Annotated in this window: 19 protein-coding genes; 11 read left to right on the top strand and 8 right to left on the bottom strand. The window is 61.1% G+C overall.

Annotated features, from left to right (window positions below; genetic code table 11):
* From ACRCYW_RS02375 to ACRCYW_RS02365, 3 genes are all read left to right on the top strand, one after another.
* Nucleotides 1-3,453, top strand: a 3,453-nt coding sequence (locus ACRCYW_RS02375) for a VWA domain-containing protein (protein WP_438548576.1), incomplete at its 5' end; no start/stop codon positions are given.
* Between the two features lie 84 nt (nucleotides 3,454-3,537).
* Nucleotides 3,538-4,095, top strand: coding sequence for a hypothetical protein (locus ACRCYW_RS02370; protein ID WP_438548575.1), 558 nt, complete (start codon nucleotides 3,538-3,540; stop codon nucleotides 4,093-4,095).
* Nucleotides 4,096-4,151: 56 nt separating this feature from the next.
* Nucleotides 4,152-4,853, top strand: a complete 702-nt coding sequence (locus ACRCYW_RS02365) for an SIMPL domain-containing protein (protein WP_438548574.1) — start codon at nucleotides 4,152-4,154, stop codon at nucleotides 4,851-4,853.
* A 266-nt stretch (nucleotides 4,854-5,119) separates the two neighbouring features.
* Here ACRCYW_RS02365 and ACRCYW_RS02360 read toward each other — a convergent pair whose 3' ends face one another.
* A complete protein-coding gene (locus ACRCYW_RS02360) occupies nucleotides 5,120-6,496 on the bottom strand; it encodes an amino acid permease (protein ID WP_438548573.1) in 1,377 nt (458 codons plus the stop codon).
* Between the two features lie 357 nt (nucleotides 6,497-6,853).
* Between ACRCYW_RS02360 and ACRCYW_RS02355 the strand changes: the two genes are divergently transcribed.
* Entirely contained in the window at nucleotides 6,854-7,147 is a 294-nt protein-coding gene (locus tag ACRCYW_RS02355; RefSeq protein ID WP_438548572.1) for a hypothetical protein, read from the top strand.
* A gap of 111 nt (nucleotides 7,148-7,258) precedes the next feature.
* On the opposite strand, the gene ppsR is transcribed toward ACRCYW_RS02355, so the two are convergent.
* Complete coding sequence (gene ppsR / locus ACRCYW_RS02350; protein WP_438548571.1) at nucleotides 7,259-8,071, bottom strand: posphoenolpyruvate synthetase regulatory kinase/phosphorylase PpsR; 813 nt, start codon at nucleotides 8,069-8,071, stop codon at nucleotides 7,259-7,261.
* A 306-nt stretch (nucleotides 8,072-8,377) separates the two neighbouring features.
* Between ppsR and ppsA the strand changes: the two genes are divergently transcribed.
* From ppsA to ACRCYW_RS02335, 3 genes are all read left to right on the top strand, one after another.
* Nucleotides 8,378-10,750, top strand: coding sequence for a phosphoenolpyruvate synthase (ppsA, locus tag ACRCYW_RS02345; RefSeq protein WP_438548570.1), 2,373 nt, complete (start codon nucleotides 8,378-8,380; stop codon nucleotides 10,748-10,750).
* Nucleotides 10,751-11,505: 755 nt separating this feature from the next.
* Nucleotides 11,506-11,916, top strand: a complete 411-nt coding sequence (locus tag ACRCYW_RS02340; RefSeq protein WP_438548569.1) for a winged helix-turn-helix domain-containing protein — start codon at nucleotides 11,506-11,508, stop codon at nucleotides 11,914-11,916.
* On the top strand, nucleotides 11,897-12,592 hold the full coding sequence (locus ACRCYW_RS02335; protein WP_438548568.1) for an EAL domain-containing protein: 696 nt from the start codon (nucleotides 11,897-11,899) through the stop codon (nucleotides 12,590-12,592). Before ACRCYW_RS02340 ends, ACRCYW_RS02335 begins: the two co-directional genes overlap by 20 nt.
* 247 nt (nucleotides 12,593-12,839) lie before the next feature.
* On the opposite strand, the gene ACRCYW_RS02330 is transcribed toward ACRCYW_RS02335, so the two are convergent.
* Nucleotides 12,840-13,304 (bottom strand): serine protease chaperone, encoded by a 465-nt coding sequence (locus ACRCYW_RS02330; protein WP_438548567.1) that lies wholly within the window; start codon nucleotides 13,302-13,304, stop codon nucleotides 12,840-12,842.
* A gap of 18 nt (nucleotides 13,305-13,322) precedes the next feature.
* Entirely contained in the window at nucleotides 13,323-15,197 is a 1,875-nt protein-coding gene (gene asp, locus ACRCYW_RS02325) for a serine protease Asp (RefSeq protein WP_438548566.1), read from the bottom strand.
* A gap of 313 nt (nucleotides 15,198-15,510) precedes the next feature.
* On the opposite strand from asp, the gene modF reads away from it, so the two are divergent.
* Nucleotides 15,511-16,986, top strand: coding sequence for a molybdate ABC transporter ATP-binding protein ModF (gene modF / locus ACRCYW_RS02320; RefSeq protein WP_438548565.1), 1,476 nt, complete (start codon nucleotides 15,511-15,513; stop codon nucleotides 16,984-16,986).
* 89 nt (nucleotides 16,987-17,075) lie between these two features.
* Here modF and ACRCYW_RS02315 read toward each other — a convergent pair whose 3' ends face one another.
* Both ACRCYW_RS02315 and ACRCYW_RS02310 read right to left on the bottom strand, forming a co-directional pair.
* Nucleotides 17,076-18,155 (bottom strand): GDSL-type esterase/lipase family protein, encoded by a 1,080-nt coding sequence (locus ACRCYW_RS02315; RefSeq protein ID WP_438548564.1) that lies wholly within the window; start codon nucleotides 18,153-18,155, stop codon nucleotides 17,076-17,078.
* A 228-nt stretch (nucleotides 18,156-18,383) separates the two neighbouring features.
* Nucleotides 18,384-18,923: a hydrolase gene (locus ACRCYW_RS02310; protein ID WP_438548563.1), complete on the bottom strand. Its 540-nt coding sequence runs from the start codon at nucleotides 18,921-18,923 to the stop codon at nucleotides 18,384-18,386.
* Nucleotides 18,924-19,230: 307 nt separating this feature from the next.
* Here ACRCYW_RS02310 and ACRCYW_RS02305 point away from each other — a divergent pair, with 307 nt between their 5' ends.
* Complete coding sequence (locus ACRCYW_RS02305; protein ID WP_438548562.1) at nucleotides 19,231-19,428, top strand: lipoprotein; 198 nt, start codon at nucleotides 19,231-19,233, stop codon at nucleotides 19,426-19,428.
* Between the two features lie 117 nt (nucleotides 19,429-19,545).
* Here the strand turns inward: ACRCYW_RS02305 and def are convergent, their stop codons facing one another.
* Entirely contained in the window at nucleotides 19,546-20,049 is a 504-nt protein-coding gene (gene def, locus ACRCYW_RS02300; protein WP_438548561.1) for a peptide deformylase, read from the bottom strand.
* Between the two features lie 275 nt (nucleotides 20,050-20,324).
* Here def and ACRCYW_RS02295 point away from each other — a divergent pair, with 275 nt between their 5' ends.
* On the top strand, nucleotides 20,325-21,146 hold the full coding sequence (locus ACRCYW_RS02295) for a MetQ/NlpA family ABC transporter substrate-binding protein (protein ID WP_438548560.1): 822 nt from the start codon (nucleotides 20,325-20,327) through the stop codon (nucleotides 21,144-21,146).
* A 76-nt stretch (nucleotides 21,147-21,222) separates the two neighbouring features.
* On the opposite strand, the gene ACRCYW_RS02290 is transcribed toward ACRCYW_RS02295, so the two are convergent.
* Entirely contained in the window at nucleotides 21,223-21,945 is a 723-nt protein-coding gene (locus ACRCYW_RS02290; RefSeq protein ID WP_438548589.1) for a phosphatase PAP2 family protein, read from the bottom strand.
* 301 nt (nucleotides 21,946-22,246) lie between these two features.
* On the opposite strand from ACRCYW_RS02290, the gene ACRCYW_RS02285 reads away from it, so the two are divergent.
* Entirely contained in the window at nucleotides 22,247-23,377 is a 1,131-nt protein-coding gene (locus ACRCYW_RS02285; protein ID WP_438548559.1) for a 4-phosphoerythronate dehydrogenase, read from the top strand.
* The last annotated feature ends 69 nt before the right edge of the window (nucleotides 23,378-23,446 follow it).

The raw sequence follows: 23,446 nt of genomic DNA, 5'->3' as shown, positions 1-23,446 counted from the left end.
TTCCCGCAGTCGGTGACGACGGGGCTGGGCAACACCCTGACGGTGACGGCGTACAACCCGGCGACCGGGCTGGTGAGCTACAGCTACACCCTGCTGGACAACGAGGCGCACCCGACGGCGAACGGCAACAACAGCCTGTTTGAAGACTTCACCGTGACCCTGGTGGACAGCGACAACGACACGACCAGCAATACCCTGAGCGTGCAGATTGTCGACGACGTACCGACCGCGAAGGATAACAGCGTTGCGGTGACGGAAGCCGGGCTGCCCCCCTTCAACCTCGTCCTGGTGGTCGATACCTCGGGCAGCATGCTGTGGAAGATAGGCACGACGACAGATGGCTCTCCGAATCGTCTGGAACTGGCCAAGAGTGCGTTGAATCACATGATCGACTCTTATGTGGCCCTGGGGGTACCCCTGACCATCACGGTGATCGATTTTGCCAGTGGGGCCGTGCTGATCCCGCAGACGAGTGAGCCCGACGTGGCCAAGGCCAGCATCTCCGGCTTGCCAACGGATGGCGGTGGCACCAACTACAATGCGCCTCTCGTACTGGCACAGAACCAGTTGACGGCCGATCTGGCCAATCCGGCATTGGCCGGTTACGAAACCAAGGTCTACTTCCTGTCGGATGGTGCGCCCAATGAGGGCAACGTGCCGGCAGGCTGGACGAGCTTTGTGAACAACAACAACGTGGAGGTCTATGCCGTTGGCCTCAACGTCAGTGGCAACGCATCGGCCATCTCGCAACTGGCCCTGGTGGAGGATAACGGTGATACCGTGACCCTGGTCGATAACATCAATGACCTGGATGCCACCTTGCAAGCCACAGTGCCACCACCGGCGACCGGCAACGTGATCACCGACGTAGATGGCAGTGCCGGTGTGGATGTTGCGGGTGCCGATGGCCCCGTGACCGTGGTGCAGGTCAGCTTTACCGTCACCAATCCGGCTGCTTATGCCGGGGTGGCCGACAGCATCAACGGCAATGTCGTGACCTTCCTGGTGCAAGGCGGCACAACGGGCCCCATCCCGACACCGGCAGGGGGTCGACTGACCGTGAATGCGGACGGCTCCTACTCCTACTCACCCCCCAATGATGTGGCGGCTCATACCCAGGAGGTCTTCACCTACACCATCGTGGATTCGGACGGCGATACCTCCAGTGCTCAGCTGAAAATCCTGGTACTGGATACGTCCCCCATCGTCGCCTCCGTGTTTGAAGACGGCTTGCCCACAGGCTTGCCAGGCAACAACCCTCTGCTGACGACGGTCAGTGGGTCTCTGGCGCAAATGGTTGCGGACAGCATGGGGGTCAGCTTTGGCATGGGGTCGACGGCAGGGCTGCCTGCACTGACCTCGGGGGGCGTGGCGATCACCTATAGCATCACGCATGGTGCCGGGGTCGATACGCTGGTTGCCATGGCTGGCAGCAAACTCATCTTCACCCTGCAGGTGGAGAGTGATGGGGATTACACCTTCACCCTGCAAGGCTCGATTGATCATCCCCAGGGAGATGGCAACGATCTGGAGCTGAAGGCCCTCAACCTGTCCAGCGTGATCAGCGCACATGAAGGCGTGGACAATGTCGCATTGATCCGCAACTTCATCGTCCAGGTGGAAGATGATGTGCCCTTCGTGATGACGCCCGCCATGGGGGTCATGTTGAACCAATCGGGCGTGACCGGCACCTTCCTGCTGGATGGTGATGGTACCTTGGCAAACAACTATGGCGCGGATGGTGGGAGCATCCGCTTTGACAGTGCACTGAATGGCAGCAACAGCGGACTGACGTCCGGCGGCTTGCCCATCACCTATGCGCTTTCCGTCGATGGCATCACTCTGACGGCGTCCACGGCCGCCGGGACTGTGTTTATCGCGGCCCTGCAACCGGCCTCTGCCACCTACCAGATCCAGATGATAGGGGAGGTCGACGGTGGGCAGACCACGATCGACTTCAATGGCGGCGGTTACAACTTCGTCGGTGGTAACGCCTCCTGGGCAGGTTTCAACACTGCTGCCAACGATGACAGCAAGGATCTGCTGTTGACGGCGATGACGAGTGGGGTGGATGGCGGCACGGTCAACACCTCGGCCAATACGGGGGGGATCAGTAGCGGGGCATCGGTTGGCGCTAATGAGGCGATGCGGATCGACTTTGTCGTCGACTTGACCGGATCCCCTGTCAGTGGGGGCTCTTATGGCACATTGGCAAATCAGACTCACGCTTTCGATGCTCACTACGATGTGAATGGCGCCTCGGCACTGTTCACCGCCATCAGCAGCGGGGGCTCAAGCGTGAAACTGGTTGCCCGCCAAGATACCGATAGCGACAACGACATCGGGGATGGCAACAAGGAGTCGTTGACTGCGGTGGCCATCAGCTTCAACGGTTCGACCAAGGTTGTCAGCATAGCCGCTGGCATGTCGCAGACGGTCTCAGTGGGAGGACGAAACTTTACGGTGAACTTCACCGATGATGATCCCGGTGTCGGGGTGGCCTATGTGGCAACCGTGGTGGGGGTGGTGAGCAACACCAAGTTGGCGGCCTACACGGCGGATGGGTATAACAGCCTGGAATTCCACTATGCCGCGGGCAGTGACTTCAAGATCGGGGACTTTGGCTCCAGCGTCGCCACTCCCGGGATCCCGGTCAGCCTGCAGCTGCCGGTCACGCTGACTGACGGAGATGGGGATGCCGTCCACAGCAACATAGGCCTTAGCCTGTTGCCGGAAGCCCCGTTCACCGCAGACTATGACGCCGCCGCCAGCGCCGTGAATGTGACCTTCAACAGCACGCAAGGGCACGCCATCGGCTCCGACTTTGGGGACAGCATCACAGGGAACAGCCTGGACAACATCTTGTCGGGTGGTGCCGGTGATGATCTGCTCTTCGGAGCGGGCGGCAAGGATACCTTGGTCGGGGGAACCGGGAACGATCAACTGGATGGCGGCAGTGGCAACGATACCCTGCTCGGGGAGTCCGGCAACGACACCCTGACGGGGGGCCTGGGCAACGACATCCTGCTCGGGGGGGATGGCAACGATCTGCTGCTCGGTGGAACCGGCAGTGACACCATGACGGGCGGTGCCGGTAGCGACACCTTCAAATGGGTGGCGGGGGATGCCGATGGCAGTACGGACAACATCACGGACTTCACCCTGGGCAGCACTGCCAGCGGTGGCGATGTGCTGGATCTGTCATCCCTGTTGGTCGGTGTGCCGGCGAGTGGCAACAACAACGATCTGGCCACGGCACTGAACAACTATCTGCAGTTTGACACCACGAGCAACAAGTTGACCATAGACACGAATGGATCGACGAGTGGGGGATCCCAGTTGACCATACAGTTCCAGGGCAGTCTCGATCTGGATCAGAATGGTGGCCTGACGACGAACCACGACATCATCAAGCAGCTGCTGGATGATGGCAACCTCAAGGTTCAACCGTGATGAAACGGGGGCCGGGCTCGCCCGGTCCCTGTTATTTGATGGCGAGGACGGCTAAGATAGCGGCAATATCGGGAGAGAGTCACCATGCAGTCATTCAATTGGGTCGACATCGATGGCATTCGCTATAGCTGGGATGGGCAGGACAATATCGTCTGCACCGGCCGTTTTGGCTATCAGGCATCGATGACGGGTGACAAGCTCAATGGCCTGGAGCTGGAAACGGAAGATGGCGAGGTGGCGGGTTCCCTCAATGTGGACTTCGCCGCATCCAGCATCAGTTTCAGCCCGGCGGAGAGTGCGTCCATGCCTCATATGATGGTGTTGGTTGGCCATGAGTGGGGGCAACAGGAGTATGCACTCTCGAGCCTGAGTGACAACGCCCTGCACGGCTTGCTCGGCCATGGGGATGAACTCGACTGGAATTCGCTGGCGGTGGTGACGGCATCCGAGCCCATGTCCCCTCCCCAGGGTCATGTTCTGTCGTGGGACTCCTTCCACTTCGAGGAGGATGACTTGCTCGGTGCACCGGCTTCCGTGGCCATGAACAGGAGCCCGACGAGCGCCTTGGATGGGGAGATCAGCATCAATATCGACATGACCAACCAGGTATTGGACCATATCCCCCCCTTGCACGATATTTGAATCTCATTCGGCTATGGGCATAATGGCCTCCATCTATTCGATGGAGGTTTTTTTCTATGTGGCGTCCCCTTCTTACCCTGTCTGCTCTGGTTGTCAGTGCCCCCCTGCTTGCCATTGAAGTACCCCAGGCGCCTCACCTGGTGGTCAGCGGTTATGCCGAGCAGAAGGCCGAGCCCGACATGCTGACCCTCAATGTCGCCGTGACCGCGCTGGAGAAACAGGGCATCAAGGCAAAGCAGCAGGTGGATACCAAGGTAGCGGCCTTCTTCGGCCAGCTGGAGAGCCTCGGCATCAAGCGTAGCGACGTGGAGGCCGGCAATCTGGTGATCTCCCCCGAGTATCAATATCCCCAGAACAAGCAGCCCGAGATGGTGGGTTATCGTGCCCAGCGTCAACTCTCGGTCAAGCTCTATCAGCTCGACAAACTGAGCCAGCTGATGGATACCGCTCTCAAGGCCGGGCTGGAGTCCGTCTCCCAGATTGAATACGGTCTCAAGTCCCCGCAGACCATCAAGGAGCAGACCCGTCTCGGCGCCGTGGCCGATGCCACCAGCAAGGCGGAGTCCCTGGCAAAAGCCTTTGGCATGAAGCTGGGCAAGGTCTACAGCGTCGAGTATCGCAACAGCTCACCGGTACCTGTGTACAGCCGGGCCATGAAGGCGGCCGCCGCGCCAGCCGCCGACATGGTGGAGAACAGCTACCAACAGCAGCAGATCAGCATCACGGACAACGTGGAAGCCGTCTTCCTGCTGGAGTAAGGGTCAGAGGCGGCAGGTCTTTTAAACCCAGTGCATATCAACAAGCCCGAGGCTCACCCCCTCGGGCTTTTGTTTATGGGCGGTTTATCGTTGACCACACCAGGGACAGGGCGTCAGAGCAGAAGCCGCGCCGACATCGACGGCAGGCATTCAGAGGGGGGGGAATAAGCTGGCGAGGGGGATGCAGGTCGGTGCAGAGGTGTAACAGGAGCAGGAATAAAAAATGCCGGTCATCGACCGGCATTGTGATCTGAAGGGGCAGTTGCTCAACCGAGGTTGGTGGCAACCCGGCGCTGGCTCTTCTGCTTGAGCAGGTAGCCGATGCCGAGCACCAGTACCCAGGCCGGGATCAGCTCGACCGAGATGCGGGTGCCGTCGTTCATGTACATGATCACCAGGATGGCGACCATGAAGGCGAGGCAGAGATAGTTGCCAAACGGGCTCCACAGCGCCTTGAACTTGGTGGTGACCCCCTCGGCGGCCTTGACCTTGCGGAACTTCAAGTGCGCGAGGCTGATCATGGCCCAGTTGATGACCAGGGCGGAGACCACCAGGGACATCAGCAGACCGAAGGCCTTGCCCGGGATCAGGTAGTTGATCAGCACGCACAGCAGGGTGGCGGCGGCGGAGATGGTGATGGCGGTCAGGGGAACACCGCTCTTGTTGGTTTTGAGCAGCGCCCTGGGGCCGTTGCCCTGCTTGGCGAGGCCAAACAGCATGCGGCTGTTGCAGTAGACGCAGCTGTTGTACACAGACAGCGCAGCGGTCAGTACCACCAGGTTCAGCACGTTGGCCACCAGGTTGCTGTCCAGGGCGTGGAAGATCATCACGAAGGGGCTGCCGCCTTCGACCACCTTGCCCCAGGGGTAGAGGGAGAGCAGCACGGTCAGGGCGCCGATGTAGAAGATGAGGATGCGGTAGATCACCTGGTTGGTGGCCTTGGGGATGCTCTTCTCCGGGTTGTCCGCTTCCGCCGCCGTGATACCGACCAGCTCCAGACCGCCGAAGGAGAACATGATGAAGGCCATGGCCATCACCAGACCGCCGACGCCGTTCGGGAAGAAGCCACCCTGGGCCCACAGGTTGCTGACGGTGGCCTCGGGGCCGCCGGTGCCGGAGAACAGCAGATAGCCGCCGAAGCCTATCATGCCGAGGATGGCGACCACCTTGATGATGGCGAACCAGAACTCCATCTCGCCAAACGCCTTGACGTTGGAGAGGTTGATGGCGTTGATCAGCACGAAGAAGAAGGCCGCCGACATCCAGGTCGGGATCTCGGGCCACCAGTACTGGACATAGATGCCGACCGCGGTCAGCTCCGCCATGCTCACCAGCACATAGAGCACCCAGTAGTTCCAGCCGGAGGCGAAACCGGCAAAGTCACCCCAGTACTTGTAGGCGAAGTGGCTGAAGGAGCCGGCGACCGGCTCTTCCACCACCATCTCGCCGAGCTGGCGCATGATGAGGAAGGCGATGAAGCCGCCGATGGCGTAGCCGAGCAGCACGGCGGGGCCCGCCATCTTGATGGTGTCGGCGATGCCGAGAAACAGGCCGGTACCGATGGCACCACCCAGTGCGATGAGCTGGATATGGCGGTTTTTCAGGCCGCGCTTCAGCTCTTCGCCGTCTTGTTGAAGATCCATTCTTCCTTCCTTAGGTCGCTGAGGTCACTCGGTCTTCGTCTCGCCAGATGGCTCGCATCCTGTGAGCCGGATCAGCACGTCGTGCCGAAAACATGACAAAAACCGTATTTATTTCGTTACGGATGGCCGCCTTCGGTTTTTTGTGGTGGCTATCAACCCGAGCAGAATAATGATAAACGCCCGCTCATGCACCTGTTTTCCTTAGCTTCCGCTGTAATTTCCGGCTTTACGCAGGTTTTTTATGATCTGGGAAGGGGTTCTGGGAGTGGTTGATGGCTTGGTGAGCGATTGGCTGATGGGCGGTTGACTATCGACATGTTTCGTGAGCAATTGGCTTTTTATTTGAAAGGGACTCATATGGTAGAAAAATTTGTCGGCGGGCTCGTCGTCGCCGCGCTCTGGCTCGGGATCTGGCTCTCCCCCATGTTGCTGACCATGGTGGTGGCCTGCCTCATGGTGTGGGGCTGGCAGGGAGCGGATTATCTGGTCGCCCACATCGCCATGGTGCTGGCGTTAGCCGCCGGAGCGGGGTTGCTCCCCGCCTGCTGGCTAAGCGAGCGGGTACGCAAGGGGATGGGATTGCTGACCCTGCATGGCTGGTTGATGAACAACAAGGAGCTCAACAAGCCAGGTTCCCACCCTCTCTCCTGAGCAAGGTGTCGCCGGCGCCTCAGGTCGGCGTCATTTTCGCCCCTCGCTGCTGTTCATTTATATTGCCACAGTGTCATTTCATGGCGTCTCATGCTGAAAAATGTCTGCCGATCAGCAGAGCTGGCGGCGCAATCCGGTCGCCTCCAGGATCTTGGCGCTGATCTCCTCCACCGAGTGGGAACTGGTGTCGAGGAAGCGGATCGCCTCCTGGCGAAACAGCCGCTCCACGCTCGCCAGCTCCTGCTCGCACTGCTCAAGGGATGAATAGCGGCTGTTGGCCCGGCGCTGGTTGCGGATCTCGTGCAGCCGCTGGGGGGCAATGGTGAGGCCGAACAGCTTGTGGCGATTGGCCTTGAGGGGAGTGGGCAGATCGAGGGATCCCATGTCCTGCTCGATGAAGGGATAGTTGGCGGCGCGGATGCCAAACTGCAGCGCCAGATAGAGGCTGGTCGGGGTCTTGCCGCAGCGGGAGACGCCGATGAGGATGATGTCCGCCTCGTCATACTCCTTGGTGGTGATGCCGTCGTCGTTGGTGAGGGCGAAGTTCACCGCCTCGATGCGATCGTCATAGAGCTTGCGGTTCTCCATGCCGTGGGTGCGATGCAGCCTGGGCTCGGCCTTGATCCCGAGCTCCTGCTCGAGCGGGCTCACGAAGGTGTTGAGAAAGTCGTGGCTGCTGGCCTGGGCCTTGAGCACCTCGTCCCGCACCTGGTGGTCGACTATGGTGTGGAACAGGATGGGACGCACCCCGGTCTGGCGAAACTGCTCGTCGATGCGCATCCGCACCTGGCGAGCCTTCTCCAGGGTCTCCACGAAGGGAATGGTGACCTGCTCGAACACCAGGGGGAACTGGCTCAGCACGGCATGACCGAATACTTCGGCCGTGATGGCGGTACCGTCGGATACATAGAATACGGTGTGCACTGGGTACTCCTGTGAAGTGCGAGGGCAGGGGATAACGATTCAGTATCTCTCGAAACCATACCCCTTTTGTCAACAGGTCTGCCGTTTCCAAGTTGTGAACTCGCTTGCAAACCTGACTCGTTACCTTTCTGTGTCGCCATTGTAGAATGTCTGTGTCAAACGGCCATCCCCAAATCTTGCGTGGGGATTTTTTTGACCATAAATAGAAAACGTTTTCACGGTCGTTGGCAACACACACATACAAAAACACATGATTTGGCGCAGCAGGTGCTCGGCACCCTGGCCCACCAATCTGGAGACATGCAAATGCAACAGTACGTACTCTGGTACGAACAGCTCGGAATGCAGGATGTAGAGCGCGTTGGCGGCAAGAATGCATCCCTTGGCGAGATGATCAGCAACCTCTCCGGTGCCGGCGTGTCCGTGCCCGGCGGTTTTGCGACCACCGCCTTTGCGTTCAACGAGTTTCTGGAGTTAAGCGGTCTCAACGGTAAGATCCACGACCTGCTCGACAGCCTGGACGTGGATGACATCGCCGCCCTCAACAAGGCCGGCCAGCAGATCCGCGACTGGGTGGTGGAAGCCCCCTTCCAGCCGGCGCTGGAGCAGGCCGTGCGCGATGCCTACACCAAGCTGAGTGCCGGGCTCGAGGCTTCCTTCGCGGTGCGCTCCTCCGCCACCGCCGAGGACATGCCGGATGCCTCCTTCGCCGGCCAGCAGGAGACCTTCCTCAACGTGCGCGGCATCGATGCCGTCATGACCGCCATCAAGCATGTGTTTGCCTCCCTGTTCAACGATCGCGCCATCTCCTACCGGGTGCATCAGGGGTACGATCACAAGGGCGTGGCGCTCTCGGCCGGGGTGCAGCGCATGGTGCGCTCGGATCTCGCCGCCTCCGGCGTCATGTTCACCCTGGATACCGAATCCGGCTTCAACGACGTGGTCTTCATCACCGGCAGCCAGGGCCTGGGTGAGATGGTGGTGCAGGGGGCCGTCAACCCGGACGAATTCTATGTGCACAAGCCGACTCTCAAGGCCGGCCGCCCCGCCGTGGTGCGCAAGACGCTCGGCTCCAAGCTCATCAAGATGACCTACTCCGACGACGCCGGCCACGGCCGTCAGGTGAAGATCGTCGACACGAGCGAGGCCGAGCGCAACCGCTTCTGCATCACGGATGAAGAGGTGATGGCGCTCGCCAAGCAGGCCCTCATCATAGAGCAGCACTACGGCCGCCCGATGGACATCGAGTGGGCCAAGGATGGTCAGGACGGCCAGCTCTACATCGTCCAGGCGCGCCCGGAGACGGTGCGCAGCCGCCAGGAGGCGAACACCCTGGAACGCTTTGCCCTCAAACAATCCGGCAAGGTGCTGATCGAGGGGCGCGCCATCGGCCACAAGATAGGCTCGGGTCCGGCGCGGGTCATCTCCTCCATCAGCCAGATGGACGAGGTGCAGCCCGGCGACGTGCTGGTCACCGACATGACGGATCCGGACTGGGAACCCATCATGAAGCGGGCCTCCGCCATCGTCACCAACCGTGGCGGCCGCACCTGTCACGCCGCCATCATCGCCCGTGAGCTGGGGATCCCGGCCGTGGTGGGCTGCGGCAACGCCACCGACCATATCGAGGATGGCCGCCTCATCACCGTCTCCTGCGCCGAAGGGGACACCGGTTTCATCTACGACGGTGAGCTCGATTTCGACGTGGCGGTGACCGAGGTGGGCAACATGCCGCGCCTGCCCATCAAGATCATGATGAACGTCGGCAACCCGGACCGCGCCTTCGACTTCGCCCAGCTGCCGAACGCAGGTGTGGGGCTGGCTCGCCTCGAGTTCATCATCAACCGCATGATAGGGGTACACCCCAAGGCGCTGCTGGAGTTCGACAAGCAGAGCCCTGAGCTCAAGGCCACCATCACCAAGATGATCGCGGGCTACGAGAGCCCCCGCGAGTTCTACGTCGCCAAGCTGACCGAAGGGATCGCCACCCTGGCGGCTGCCTTCTGGCCGGAACGGGTCATAGTGCGGATGTCGGACTTCAAGTCAAACGAGTACGCGAACCTGGTGGGGGGCCGTGGTTACGAGCCTCACGAGGAGAACCCCATGATCGGCTTCCGCGGCGCCTCCCGTTACATCGCCGACAGCTTCCGCCCCTGCTTCGCCCTGGAGTGCGAGGCGATGAAGCGGGTACGCGATGGCATGGGTCTGACCAACGTCGAGGTGATGATCCCCTTCGTGCGCACCGTCGGTGAGGCGGAGCAGGTGGTGGAGATCCTGGCGGAGAACGGCCTGCGCCGTGGCGAGCGTGGCCTCAAGGTCATCATGATGTGCGAGCTGCCCTCCAACGCCCTGTTGGCGGACAAGTTCCTCGAGCACTTCGACGGCTTCTCCATCGGCTCCAATGACATGACCCAGTTGACCCTGGGCCTGGATCGGGATTCCGGCCTCATCGCCCACCTGTTCGATGAGCGCAACGAGGCGGTCAAGGCGCTGCTGGCCATGGCCATCCAGGCCGCCCGCAAGGCCGGCAAGTATGTGGGCATCTGTGGTCAGGGCCCCTCCGATCACCCGGACTTTGCCGCCTGGCTGGTCGAACAGGGTATAGATTCCGTTTCCCTCAACCCGGATACGGTCGTCGACACCTGGCTCTATCTGGCTGAGCAGCATAAGGCCGGCTAAGCGCGCTCACGACGATTCGAGAATGACAAGGCGCCCAATGGGCGCCTTTTTATTGATCCCGGTTCGGTGAGAGGGCTACCTCTCGATATTATTGCCACAGAGAGGCGGGCAGAGCCCGTTCCATACCAACAGGTTGACGGATTATTTGTGGCTGAGCGCGGTGTTTTATTATGCTTCCTGACTCTCCTCCGCCATGGCTATTTCATTCCCCTCACGAGATTGACTGCTTTTTGTTCTCTCATGGCAGGATGGGCTATTAATTACTCTCAACCAGCTTGATAGATAGGCTCTCCTTCGGGTTATATGACCTGTTTATGTCGAGGCGGCCTCTCTCCATGATCCCATCCATCATCGTGTGGATGTTCCATTCCTGTACGATGACTTTCCAATCCGATGCTGAGTTTTTAGACATTTAATTTGCTCGGCCCAGGAAAGGATAAGTTGTCTATCGCGAGCATTTACTCAGCTACGCTTGCTAACAAACATAATAATTTTAGTGTTTTATTCTGTGATGTGTTGAATGTAAGATTATTACTCTGTCTCTCATGGGTCTCTGTGAATGAAGAATGTTAGTTAACTATTTGTTTTTAATCTTAAATTAATCCAATCGAGAGATATTATTTTATTATCATCAATGCACGTATTAATTCTGTGAGAATACCCCTAGTTCAGCCTGAGTCAGGTCATTGGGCTGGTAATGACGGAGCACAGAGCGTGTGTCGAACGTCAGTTACTGGTTAACACGGAGGCCGGTCATGCTGGAATTGGAAGTGATAAAAAAAAGCGCAGCAGTGGAATATTTGATCAATAAGGACAGAGACATCATCGTCGATTTAAATCAGGGGACCTTCACTTTTTGTAATTTCGCCGGAATGCAGCAATCCCAGGTGATCAGAATGGGTTCCCGAGAAACCCGTGTATTGAGGTATCTAGTCAATAACAGCGGTTATCTGGTATCCAAGGATGAGCTTCTCAATACCGTCTGGAATGGCCGGGTGGTATGTGAAAACACCGTCTCCGTGGCCCTGTCCAATATCCGGAAACTATTGCGAAGAGCGGATCCCGATTGCCGTTGTCTGGTCACGGTAGCCAGAGCCGGTTACATCTTCTATCCCTACCGTTCCGGGTTTCTTGTGGAGGGGAGCCATGATAGAGAACACAGATGAATCAGCGGGCGATCGGCTCAGACACACCCTGGAGCCCATCGTCGAGCTGGATGCGGGCGAGATATTGTCATTCGAAGTCCTGTCATTGCTTGGGAACCGCCCTTTTCCTGACAAGACAGACCCCAAAGAGTATCAGCAAGCCACTCAGGCTCTGTTGCTGACTCGCCAGCTGGAGTTTTTCCAGAAGATTAGCCAGTACGACGGGGCACTCTATCAGAGCCTCTTTCTCAACGTGGATCCGGCCTTGTTCGGTGGCCGCATCTCATGGATGGATTTCCTCCCCTTCCTGTATCAGTTCAAGATCGATATTGGATTCGAGATGGCCCAGGTATTGAACGGGTTGTCCACCCAGGTGATGCAGGCCATGGAACCCCTCAGGGCACTGGGGATCCGGTTCTGGATCATGGATGCCAATCAGGCCATTCATGCCCTCCCGGCTGAACTGCGCGCATGCTTCGACGGGATCAAGATAGCGAAGCAGTGTTTCTGGCAATGCTATGGCAGGGCCGACCCGGCCTTCATCGAGCAGGCGTCGAGCTCCTGGGGTCATGACAACGTCATCGTGGAAGGGGTGGAGAACCGCCATCACCTCTCCTTTGTCAGGGCGCAGGGCATCATGCGGGGGCAGGGGTTTCATTGGCGAGCCCGGCTATTGCGACACGCCTGCTGGCATTGAGGCAAGGGAATCCCCCTTGCGTGAGTGGGCGACCCTGAGCGGGGCATGAGAGCCAGGTCGCGCTGACAGAAGTTCGCAGCACCATATCGTTTCACACCCCAAGCCGCATCGAGACAGGCTCTCCTCGCGCCCTGTCTGTGTGCGCGTTCGATGGGAAAATGTTGTCGATAAAACAGACATGGGGAAAGGAAAAAAAGGGGCCATGGGCCCCCTTGTTGTTTTGGCGTATTCCGGTGCGAGAACGCGCTTATTTCGGCTGCTGCTCGGGGCCGCCCAGCTCGATCTGCACCTCGACCCCTTCCTGCCTGAGCTGGCTGGCGATGGCGTTCAGATCGGCGCCCGGCTTGGCGGTCAGCAGGGCGATGCCACCGCTGCTCTGCTTGAAGCTGAGCCCGTGGCGGCTGGCCAGGGACTTCGCTTGCGTATCCTCAGCTACCACCAGCAGGGTGCCGCTGACCACGAGCTCGGGGCTGGCCGCCCCTTGCAAGAGGACGTCGCCGCTGCGCAGCCCCGGCTGGGCGGCCTTGCCATCCAGGCTGCGGGCCACCCGTTTCTTGCTGCCGTTGTCCGGGGTGAAGTAGGTCTGGCCGTTCACCTCGATGGCGCGATACTGCTTGCCATCTATGGTGACGGACTCGTCCGCCAGAGCCGCCAGAGCCGGCAGGGCGGTCAGCAGGCCTGCCAGGGTGAGGCCAAAGAGAATCTGTTTCATGCTATGACTCCTGTGCTGTTAGGTACGGGCCGGCTCGTGGCCGAGGACCCGCAGTGACCAGTCGATGAGCTGGCCAGGTTGGCTGTTGTTGCGCTCGGTCAGGGTGCTGCGCACATTGGTGCGGCGATCGAGCAGCGAGACCTGACGAGTGCCATTGGCCACGTCGGTCACCTCCAGCCGCCACTCACCCGCCGCGGCCTCCCCGTAGAATTTGTGGGAGAGCAGGCGCATGTCACGCATCCCCGTTGTGCGCACAGTGCCGCTCTGCTGACGCTCGAGGGACTGGCCAACCAGGCTGTTGTAGGGGTTGAGCAGCACGCTGCGGGTACCGGATGGAGAGACGAGCTCGATCAGCAGATCGGGCAGACGCTGGTGATCCAGGCTGACTTTCACCTGCACCGCCTCCACGGTGAGCGCCTGATCCACCTGGATGTTCGAGGTGGTCGGGGCGCTGCCTACATCCGGGATGGCCGCGGCGGCGCCACGTACCGTCACCTTCTGCCAAGGGGCCTGGATCAGGGCCGGCAGGGGGGCGTGGGTGGCGGCGCTGGCCAGGGCCTTGTTCACGTCTATCAGGCCAAAGCCATAGGTCGGGCTGAACCAGAGACCGGCGGCGTTGCGCTCCCAGCCTTCCAGCCCGGTGACCTGGCGCAGTTGGCCGCTGGCGCTGGTGTAGCTGACTCGTACGGGCGCCTGGGCAGGCTCGATGCGGGTGGCGTTTCTGGCCAGCAGATCCCGCAGGTCCCGCACCGACAGATCCGGGTAGGCGGACATCAGCAGGGCCACGGCACCGGCGGTGTTGGGGGTGGCCGAGGAGGTGCCGTTCATGGTGCCGTTGTAGTCACAGCTGGCATCCAGCTGCGGGTTGTTGTGCAAGCCGTTGGTGGTCTGGCGATCCACCCGGTTGTAACCCATGTCGCAGCCGGGCAGATCCGTGGTCACCATGGCGGGGGAGTCGGTGCCGTATTCCCCGCCCGGCGCGCTCAGGAAGACGTTGCTGCCGACGCTGGAGTAGGAGGAGCGCACGCCATCGGCGTTGCTGGCGCTCACCACCAGGTTCCAGAAGTTGCTGTTGGAGGGGTCCAGGTTGCTGTTTTCAAACGGCAGGGCGGGGTTGTTGCCGCTGCGATTGAACACATAGTTGCCGGAGGAAATCCGGTTGAAGCCGTTGCCTGCCGCCTTGATGTAGGCGGCTCCCTCGGCCTTCTGGGTCATCTGCTCCATCAGGGTATCGAGCTGACGGCGATTGAGGTCATCGCTGCCACGGGGAGCGATCAGGCTCATGCCGTAGCTCTGGTTGAATACCCGGTTGTCGCCGCTGGCCTGGCTGTCGCCGAGGGCGTAGAGCCAGTCCCGCTGCAACTGCTGGCTGGCGGGATCGAGCAGGTTGAAGCCCTGCAATTGGGCAGCCGGTGCCACACCCCGGCTGCCGATGGCGTTGTCCACCGCGGCTATGATGCCCGCCACCGAGGTGCCGTGGGCAGTGTTCGCCGTGGTGGGCGTAGGATCGCTGCCGCCGGTTACCACGTTCTTGGAGCCGGGGCGAATGTTGTCCACCAGATCCGGGTGAGCGATGGCCAGACCGTCGTCCACCACGGCTACGTTGATCCCCTGGCCCAGCACGGCGGTGCGGTGGGCCCACCAGAGGTTGAGGTCATTGCCCGCCACGCCGCCCCGGGTGCTGAACGCGTTCTGACCGCTGTTGAGCAGGTGCCACTGCTGATCCTGCAAGGGGTTGATACCGGGCAGGCAGCGCTCAGTACTGCTGCGGCCGGTGTCGAGTCCGGCTTCGTTGCCGCCGAGGGGCAGGCAGTGCTCATTGGCCTGTGCCGAGGCAATGGGCAGGGCAGAGAGCAGCCCTGTGATTGCCAACGCTATCGTCGTTTTTCTCATTGATAAACTCCATCTTAAGGGCGCACCGTCCGAGGTGCGTTGGCATCTATACATGAGAAATAGCGATTCAAAAGGCGCTCAATTCAGAGTTGTGAAAGGCTTCATATAAATCTCAATTCGTCCCATATGGGGGTATAAATGAGACAGAGATCATGTTTTATTGAGAGCTATTCGCATCCAATCTTAGTGATCTTTTTGTCTATAGATCCCTCTGTTTTTAATACGCCGGGGAGACCTCTCCGGTGCGCTCCATGGCTGTGACCCGTCGCGATCCCTGTTAAGGTAACCACAAACGGATCAACAGGATGGACTCATGACCCTATTGCAGTGGCACTCGGCCAGACTGGCCCTTCGCAATGACCAAACCCTCTTCCTTCCCGACCTGACCCTCTCCTCGGGGGAGTGCTGGGCCTTTGTCGGCAGCAACGGCAGCGGCAAGACGGCGCTGGCCTCTGCCCTGTGCGGGGAGCTCGGCGTGCGTGCCGGCCTGGTACCCGGTGCACTCAAGGCGGTGCGGCTGTCGTTCGAGTCGCAACAACAGCTCGGCGAGCGGGATTTCCAGCGGCGCAACACCGACATGCTGAGGGAAGAGGAGGAGGCGGGTTATAGCGTCGCCAGCCTGATGCTGGAGGAGGGAGAGGAAGAGGGGGCCGCCCGGGCCTTGCTGGCGCGCTTTGGCATAGAAACGCTCTGGGATCGCCCTTACCGCTATCTCTCGAGTGGGGAGGGGCGCAAGCTGTTGCTGGCCAGGGCCCTGCTGGCCAGCCCCGAACTGCTGGCCAGCTCCGAACTGCTGGTGCTGGACGAGCCGTTCGACGGGCTGGATCAGGGCTCGCGCCACGAGCTGATGGCACTGCTGGTCGAGCTGGTCTCACAGGGGCAGCGACTGGTGGTGATCGTCAACCGCTTCGACGAGATCCCCCCCTTCGCCACTCATCTGGGGTTGCTCGGGGAGCTCAGCCTGCTGCTGTCGGGCAGGCGGGAGCGGGTGCTGGCGAGCCCGGAAGTGGCCCAGCTGGCGCGATCCGAGGCCATCCCGCCCGAACTGCCACCGCCGCTAACCCCCCCTGAGCCCTTGCCCCCCGGCCCCCGGGTGCAGATGCGCAGCTTGAGGATCGCCTATGGGGAACAGGTGGTGATCGACGGGCTCGACTGGACCATAGAACCGGAGCAGCACTGGCAACTGGTAGGGCCCAACGGCGCCGGCAAGTCGACCCTGCTCTCCCTCATCACCGGGGATCACCCCCAGGGCTACAGCAACGATCTCCGGCTGTTCGGCAGGCAGCGGGGCAGCGGCGAGAGCATCTGGGAGATCAAGCGCCACATCGGGCTGGTGAGTCCGGCCCTGCACCTGGATTATCGCGTCAGCGGCTCGGTGCTGACGGTGATCCTGTCGGGCTTTTACGACTCCATCGGCCTCTACACCCGGCCCGGGGATCGGCAGCTGGCCCTGGCCAACCAGTGGCTGGTTTTGCTGGGGCTAAAGGAGCAGGGGGGGCTGCCGTTTCACAGCCTCTCCTTTGGCCAGCAGCGGCTGGTGCTCATCGCCCGGGCCCTGGTCAAGCATCCGCCCCTGCTCATTCTGGACGAGCCGCTGCAGGGGCTGGATCCCCTCAACCGCCACCTGGTGCGTGCCCTGGTGGGGCGCCTCATCGGTGAGGGGACCCAGTTGCTCTTCGTCTCCCACCATGTCGAGGACGCTCCCCCCGGCCTCACCCACAGACTGAGCTTCGTGCCTGACGGCATGGGGGGTTATGACTACCTGCAGGAGCGGTTGGCGCTGGGTTGAAGCGGGGGACGGACTGTGTGAGTAGGCATTGAAGCGACAAAAACGGCGCCCTATGGCGCCGTTTTTTTATGATCACGACGGCGGCGTCCCTAGCGGGGGAGCAAGCCCTGGCTGCGGATCAGCCCCGCCAGGCTGGCGGCTATGCCCTGGTGCTCGGCGGCGGTCGGGTGCCAGAGGCAGCCTGAGTTCTCGGATCGCATCTGCTCGATGAGCACAGGGGGCTCCCCCAGCAGGGCGAGCTGTTGTTGAAGCCGGGCCAGGGTCTGGTTCAGCCTGTCATGGGGCCAGAGATATTGGCCCATGAGGATGATGGGAGGGCTGTCGTAGCGCTGGCGCAGATCCCGCAGCAACTCGACATAGCCGTCGATCCAGGCCTGCTGGAAGGCCTCCTGATCCGACCAGGGCTCATGGGGCCGCAGCTCCGAGCTGAAGTCATTGGTGCCGACTTCGACGACGATGAGCGCCGGGTGCTGGCTCTCGAAATCCGTGCCGCCCTGATAGACGGCCCCCGCCTTGTCCAGGTAGTGGGGCAGGGCGTGGTGGGGCTGATTGCCACCCCAGTTGCGCAGGAGCCCGAGCCCGGAGTAGGAGACCTGGCTATGGGTGGCACCGAGCAGGGCCGCCGTCTTGGCGGGGAAGGCGAGCCTGGCGTTGGAGCTGTTGAGGTTCTCCTCCCAGCTGCAGTCGCGCTTGTTCGACTCGCTCCCCATGCCGGCGCTGATGGAATCGCCCACAAACAGCAGGTGGGGCTTCTGCTGCCACTGGCCGCTCACCGTGCCGTCCGTGATGAGGGCATCCAGGGTCAGCATGGCGTCATAGGTTTCGGTGCGCTTGACCAGCTCGACCTGCACGGCGCGGGGGGCGGGCAGGCTCAGCAGGGGATAGGTGTGCATGCCCAGCCCCGTTTTGATGACGCCCTGCAACTGGCCGTCTACCAGCAGATCGAACTGGCTCTGCTGGCCGTCCATGGCGATGGCGAGCTCCCGCCCCTCGAAGCGGAATGTGAGCCGGGTCGCCGGCCAGTTGAGTCGCACGTCCTGGTTGGCCCAGTCACGCTGGATGCGCCCCTCGTAGTTCAGGCGATAGTCTGTGGCTTCGATGCGGGCGGCCTGAGCCTCGGCGGCCAGCCCCATGGCGGCGAGCAGGAGGAGTCCTTTCACTGTCTTCATGCTGATCCCTGTGCTGTTGTGATGGTCGGCGGCAGGGAGCCCGGATGCGGTAGCCCGCGTCCTGCAAGGGGTGCGTCGAGCATCTGGCGTCATCGCTGCCATTTGGCGCTCAATGATGGGCGCCGAATGAAGATAGATGGAGAGGGGCTGTGCATAAAAGCAGCATCATCAGGATCTGTGGGGGCCATCAAACTTTTTATTCGAAGATTAATAAATGCTGAGTGACCGTCATTTCACCAGGGCCAGGATCTCGCGAAACGCCGGGTGGCGGCAGTCCCCCATCAGCTCGTAGAGGCACATCTCCACCGAGGTGAGGGCCGCGCCTCGCGCCGCCAGCTGGCCGATGGCGAGCCCCCGGTTGGCGGGGTCTCGGGATGAGACCGCATCGGTCACCAGCGACACCCGGGCGCCGCTTTCCAGCAGTCCCAGCACGCTCTGGTAGACGCAGATATGGGCCTCGATGCCGCACACCAGCCAGTGGCGGACGCCGGTTTCGGCCAGCGCCGCCGCCACCTGGGGCTCACCCAGGGCGCCGAAGCTGAACTTGGGGAGCACAGGGCTGCCGGCTTGCAGTGGTTGCAGTTCGGGCACGGTCGCGCCGAGCTTGTCCGGGTTCTGCTCCAGCCAGACCACAGGCAGCCCCAGCGCCTTGAACCCCTGTACCAGCCGGGCCGTGTTGGCGATGAGCCGTTCGCTCTCATCTACCAGCCGTGCCAGCTTGCCCTGAATATCGACCACCAGCAGGCCGGTGTGGTTGCGCTGCAGCATATTGTCTCCTCGATAAATAGCGGATGGGAGGCATTGTCACCATGCACCCCGTTGCCTCGTACATCTTGAAACACATCCGGCGCAGACGCGGACCCCGGGCGGCGTTAGGATGAGCGCCATGCAGACAGGGCCGGCTTGTTCACGCCGGTATCGTTGCCGGCCATCTGGCCGGTGGACCCCTCAATTACGGCCGCCTTTGAGCCGTCATTGATCGCCGAATATAGGGTTAGGGTAGTGATGCCATCCATTAGTGGTAACCACTGCATTTTATTGCCCGGACGAGATTTCACTAACCATAGGTATCATCATGAAGAAAATCATTCTGCTATTGTCCGTCGCTGCTGCGCTGGCGGGTTGCTCCAGTCCCGCCCAGCGCATGGCGGATTGCCAAGCCCAGGGCGTCAACAAGGACGCCTGTTACCTGGCGGAGCAGAATCGCCAGACCGCCCTCCTCGGCGCCGCCGAGAAGCAGGCGATGGAAAACGCCAGCAAGGCGGTCAAATAAATCGTTGATAGCGATTCGCTCGTGCATCCCCAAGGCCCTGCCGTCGATGACTGCGGGCTTTTTGTTTATCGCACGAGCTGAAATCTACTTGTCTGGCCTTTTCAATGGGATCTGGCCTTAACGGTTGCGAGCCACGCTTTTTTTGACCTTCTTCAAGGCCATCTGGCGTTTCAGGGGGGACAAATAGCTGATGAAGAGGTTGCCCTTGAGATGATCGATCTCATGCTGGAGTACCCTGGCCAAGAAACCATCCTGCTCCAGCATTAGCGGTTGGCCATGACGATCCTGCGCCTTGACCCTGACTTTGGTGAAGCGCTCAACTTCGGCGTAATAATCGGGTACCGACAGACATCCCTCTTCTCCCATGGCGCTCCGTTCGCCGGCGATGACCTCGGGATTGAGCAGGATCAGCGGTTGATTGCGTTCTTCCGAGATATCGATCACGACTACGGCCTCCCGCCTGCCCACTTGAGATGCGGCCAGTCCGACGCCGTTAGATGTGGCATAGAGGGTTTCCAGCATATCGTCGATCAAGGGTTGTACGGAGGCAATATCGGTCACCGTTGTAGCGGGTAGACTTAGCCGAGGATCCGGGAGTGTCAGGATAGTCAAAATAGACATTTAACCTCCAAATGGTTCCTTTGTGGTGTGTGGAGTTATTCATCAGTATGTCGAGCACTTCGAGGTGATAGCATCTCAATTGACTCTCTTTATACCAGGGCTTCTGGACATAAATGTATAAGCTTGCCCGATTTTGTTGCTTGGCGAAGGGGAAAAGCTCTGCTATGGTGGCCTCAATTAGCCATTTGGATGGCTAGATGGTTGTAGCGGGTCACCCCAGTGGCAAAAACCGCAACCCACCACAGTTTCGATGATTATTTTGACAGGGAGTCCCCATGCAGCGCCGTTCCTTCTTCAAGCTCTCCGCCCTGGCTCTGCTCGCCAGCAGTGTCTCTTTCACCGCCCTTGCCGCGGATCCCGCCAAGCAGGAGATCGTCATCGGCACCACGGTGGGGGATTTTGCCGACATGGTGATTGACTCCATCAAGCCGCAGCTGGAGGCCAAGGGCTACAAGGTGAAACTGGTGGAGTTCACCGACTATGTGACCCCCAACATCGCCCTGGCGGACGGTTCGCTTGATGTGAACTGCTTCCAGCACAAGCCCTATCTGGAGAGCTTCGCCAAGGACAGGGGCCTGTCGCTCGCTCCCATCACCCAGGTGCCGACCGGTCCCATGGGGCTCTATTCCGGCAAGAAGGGCAAGCTCGCCGAGGTGGGCGAGGGCAGCACGGTGGCCATCCCGAATGACCCCACCAACCAGGCGCGGGCCTTGCTGATGCTGCAGGATCTCGGTTGGCTGACCTTGAAAGAGGGCATCAATCCCCTCAAGGCGAGCGAGTTTGACGTGGTGAAGAACCCCCACGAGATCAAGCTGGTGTTGTTGGAGGCGGCACAGCTGCCCCGCTCCCGGGAAGACGTGGATTTCTCCGTCATCAACGGCAACTTCGCCGCCTCCAGCGGCATTCCGTTCAGTGAGGGGCTCTTCCTCGAGCGCAGCTACGACTTCATCAACTGGGTGGTGGTGAAGAGCGCCGATGCGGGCAAGCCGTTTGCCAAGGACGTGATCGACGCCTACAACTCCCCGGCGTTCAAGACCTATGCAGAGCAGCGCTTCAAGGGTTACAAATACCCGGAAGGCTGGCAGAACAAGGGCTGATAGCCCGCACAGCGGATAAAAAAACGGGCACCCTGGGGTGCCCGTTGTCATTGGTGCGCGGCGTTCAGTTCGCTTGTCAGTAGCGATGCAGCCACCAGCGGGCCCCCAGCAGGGCGGTGAGGCTGCCGAGCAGGGCGCTGGCCAGCACATCCAGCGGCCAGTGCATGCCGATCAGGGTGCGCGACAGGCCGATGGCCACCGCCCAGAGGGGCAGCAACCAGACGCCGGCCGGAGCCCGCGCCAGCCAGATCAGGCCGAAGAACTGGGCGAGGCTGATGGCGGCGATGCTGTGGCCTGAGGGAAAGGCGTAGTTCACCCCCCCCTGCCAATGGTTGCCGAGCCAGGCTGGCAGCGCCAGCAACTGGCTGGCGGCGTGGACCTGTTCGGTGCGAAGGGCGCTGCTGCCCTCGTAGAACTGGTGGATGTCGGGGATGAGGTGCTGACCCGCCAGCCAGAGCAGATAAGGGCGTGGCTCCTCGGTGAGTTGCTTGATGAGGCTCTTGATGAGCCAGTCTCCCGCCAATACGGCGAACAGGGCGGCGCACAGGGCCAAGAGGGCGGGCAGGCTTAGCGTCAGCTTGTGTCGGGTCAGCAGCACCAGCCCCAGGATGCTAATGGCGAGGCCGGGGACGTCCACCATACGGGAGAGGGCATAGGGCCACCAGAGCCAGGTGGACTGCAGGGCATCGCTCAGGAAGGGATGCCAGGGCAGGCAGGCCAGCAGCGTCAGTGGCAGGATCAGGGCGGCGCTGAATATCAATACCTGGTTGCGCGGTAGCGAAGAGGAGGATGTCGGCATCATCGGGCTCATATGGGGGGCGGCTTGGCAGCCACCGGAAAAGAGGCGCCATTGTGCCAGCCAGACCCCCGAGGTCAAGGCGTCAGGGCCAGTCAACAACATGCGGTTACAATTGCGTGGCGCAGGTTGCGTTCCCGAAAGTGAATATGGGCCTGGAGTCTGGGGATGAGCCAGGCGGTGGACGGAGAAGGGGCCACGGTGGCGGGCGAGCCTGAATAAGCCTCTGAAACTCGGGGCGCTTTGCGCTAGAATGGCGCCCCTGTGGCCGGTCGTGGGCCATCGCGCTCATATAGAGAAACTGATGAAAATCGTTGTTGATGAAAATATGCCCCATGCAAGGGAGCTGTTTGCGGAGTTTGGCGAGGTGATCCCCCTGCCCGGACGACAGATCTCGGCGGCGGATCTGCAGGATGCGGACGTGCTGCTGGTGCGTTCCGTGACCCGGGTGGATGCCGCCTTGCTCGCCAATTGCCCCAGACTCGGCTTCGTCGGCACCGCCACCATAGGTCGGGATCACGTGGATAGCGCCCTGCTGGCCACAAGGGGCATTCCCTTCTTCAGCGCCCCCGGCTGCAACAAGTACTCGGTGGGGGACTATGTGATCTCCGCCCTGCTGGTGCTGGCGGAGCGCCATGAGCTGAATTTGAGCGGGATGAGCCTCGCCGTCATCGGCGCCGGCAACACCGGCGAGTGCGTGGCGGGCAAGGCCGAGGCGCTCGGCATGCGAGTGCTGCGCTGCGATCCTCCCCGTGCTCGCGCAGCCAGTGCGGACGAGGCGGCCCATTTCGTCGACTATCAGACGGCCCTGGGAGCCGACATCGTCAGCTTCCACGTGCCCATCACCCACAGCGGCCCGGACGCCACCTTCCACCTGCTGGGGGAGAAGGAGATCGCGACCCTGCCTGCGGGCAAGTTCCTCATCAATGCCGCCCGTGGCGAGGTGTGGGACAACCAGGCCCTGCTCGCCCGCCAGCAAAGCGACAAGCCGCTGCGGCTGGTGATGGACGTGTGGGAAGGGGAGCCCCATCCGCTCGCCGCCCTGGTGCCCCATACCGAGATCGCGACCCCGCATATCGCGGGTTACAGCCTGGAGGGCAAGGCCCGCGGCACCTGGATGCTCTATCAGGCGCTCTGCCAGCAGCTGGGGCGCGTGCCACGCCAGGATCTGCAAGCCTTGCTGCCCGCCCCCGAGGTGCGTGAACTGACGCCCGGGGTGGCGACGGATCAGGCCTTGATCAAGCAACTGGTTCACCTCATCTATGACGTGCGCCGGGACGATGCCCGTTTTCGCAATCGCCTCCACCAGGCCGGCAGCTTCGATGAGCAGCGCAAGCAATACCCGGAGCGGCGGGAGTTCTCGTCCCTGCGCCTCAAGGGGCCCTTCGCCGGCGAGGCCCTGGCCCGCCTCGGTTTCGTCATCCAGCCCGACTAGTTCGGGCGTCATGAATACATGCGGGCGGGCCTCTTTGCGGGGCCCGCCCTCGCTGGGTTCGGCGCCATG

The sequence above is a fragment of the Aeromonas sp. genome (assembly GCF_051657805.1).
In the GTDB taxonomy this organism is placed as follows: Bacteria; Pseudomonadota; Gammaproteobacteria; order Enterobacterales; family Aeromonadaceae; genus Aeromonas.
This window is presented reverse-complemented; position numbering and strand designations above follow the sequence as displayed.

Excerpts from the sequence above, each read along its gene's own strand:
- ACRCYW_RS02370 (WP_438548575.1), top strand. The coding sequence starts at position 3,538 with ATGCAGTCATTCAATTGGGTCGACATCGATGGCATTCGCTATAGCTGG.
- ACRCYW_RS02365 (WP_438548574.1), top strand. The coding sequence starts at position 4,152 with ATGTGGCGTCCCCTTCTTACCCTGTCTGCTCTGGTTGTCAGTGCCCCC.
- ACRCYW_RS02360 (WP_438548573.1), bottom strand. The coding sequence starts at position 6,496 with ATGGATCTTCAACAAGACGGCGAAGAGCTGAAGCGCGGCCTGAAAAAC.
- ACRCYW_RS02355 (WP_438548572.1), top strand. The coding sequence starts at position 6,854 with ATGGTAGAAAAATTTGTCGGCGGGCTCGTCGTCGCCGCGCTCTGGCTC.
- ppsA (WP_438548570.1), top strand. The coding sequence starts at position 8,378 with ATGCAACAGTACGTACTCTGGTACGAACAGCTCGGAATGCAGGATGTA.
- ACRCYW_RS02340 (WP_438548569.1), top strand. The coding sequence starts at position 11,506 with ATGCTGGAATTGGAAGTGATAAAAAAAAGCGCAGCAGTGGAATATTTG.
- ACRCYW_RS02335 (WP_438548568.1), top strand. The coding sequence starts at position 11,897 with ATGATAGAGAACACAGATGAATCAGCGGGCGATCGGCTCAGACACACC.
- ACRCYW_RS02330 (WP_438548567.1), bottom strand. The coding sequence starts at position 13,304 with ATGAAACAGATTCTCTTTGGCCTCACCCTGGCAGGCCTGCTGACCGCC.
- asp (WP_438548566.1), bottom strand. The coding sequence starts at position 15,197 with ATGAGAAAAACGACGATAGCGTTGGCAATCACAGGGCTGCTCTCTGCC.
- modF (WP_438548565.1), top strand. The coding sequence starts at position 15,511 with ATGACCCTATTGCAGTGGCACTCGGCCAGACTGGCCCTTCGCAATGAC.
- ACRCYW_RS02315 (WP_438548564.1), bottom strand. The coding sequence starts at position 18,155 with ATGAAGACAGTGAAAGGACTCCTCCTGCTCGCCGCCATGGGGCTGGCC.
- ACRCYW_RS02310 (WP_438548563.1), bottom strand. The coding sequence starts at position 18,923 with ATGCTGCAGCGCAACCACACCGGCCTGCTGGTGGTCGATATTCAGGGC.
- ACRCYW_RS02305 (WP_438548562.1), top strand. The coding sequence starts at position 19,231 with ATGAAGAAAATCATTCTGCTATTGTCCGTCGCTGCTGCGCTGGCGGGT.
- def (WP_438548561.1), bottom strand. The coding sequence starts at position 20,049 with ATGTCTATTTTGACTATCCTGACACTCCCGGATCCTCGGCTAAGTCTA.
- ACRCYW_RS02295 (WP_438548560.1), top strand. The coding sequence starts at position 20,325 with ATGCAGCGCCGTTCCTTCTTCAAGCTCTCCGCCCTGGCTCTGCTCGCC.
- ACRCYW_RS02290 (WP_438548589.1), bottom strand. The coding sequence starts at position 21,945 with ATGCCGACATCCTCCTCTTCGCTACCGCGCAACCAGGTATTGATATTC.
- ACRCYW_RS02285 (WP_438548559.1), top strand. The coding sequence starts at position 22,247 with ATGAAAATCGTTGTTGATGAAAATATGCCCCATGCAAGGGAGCTGTTT.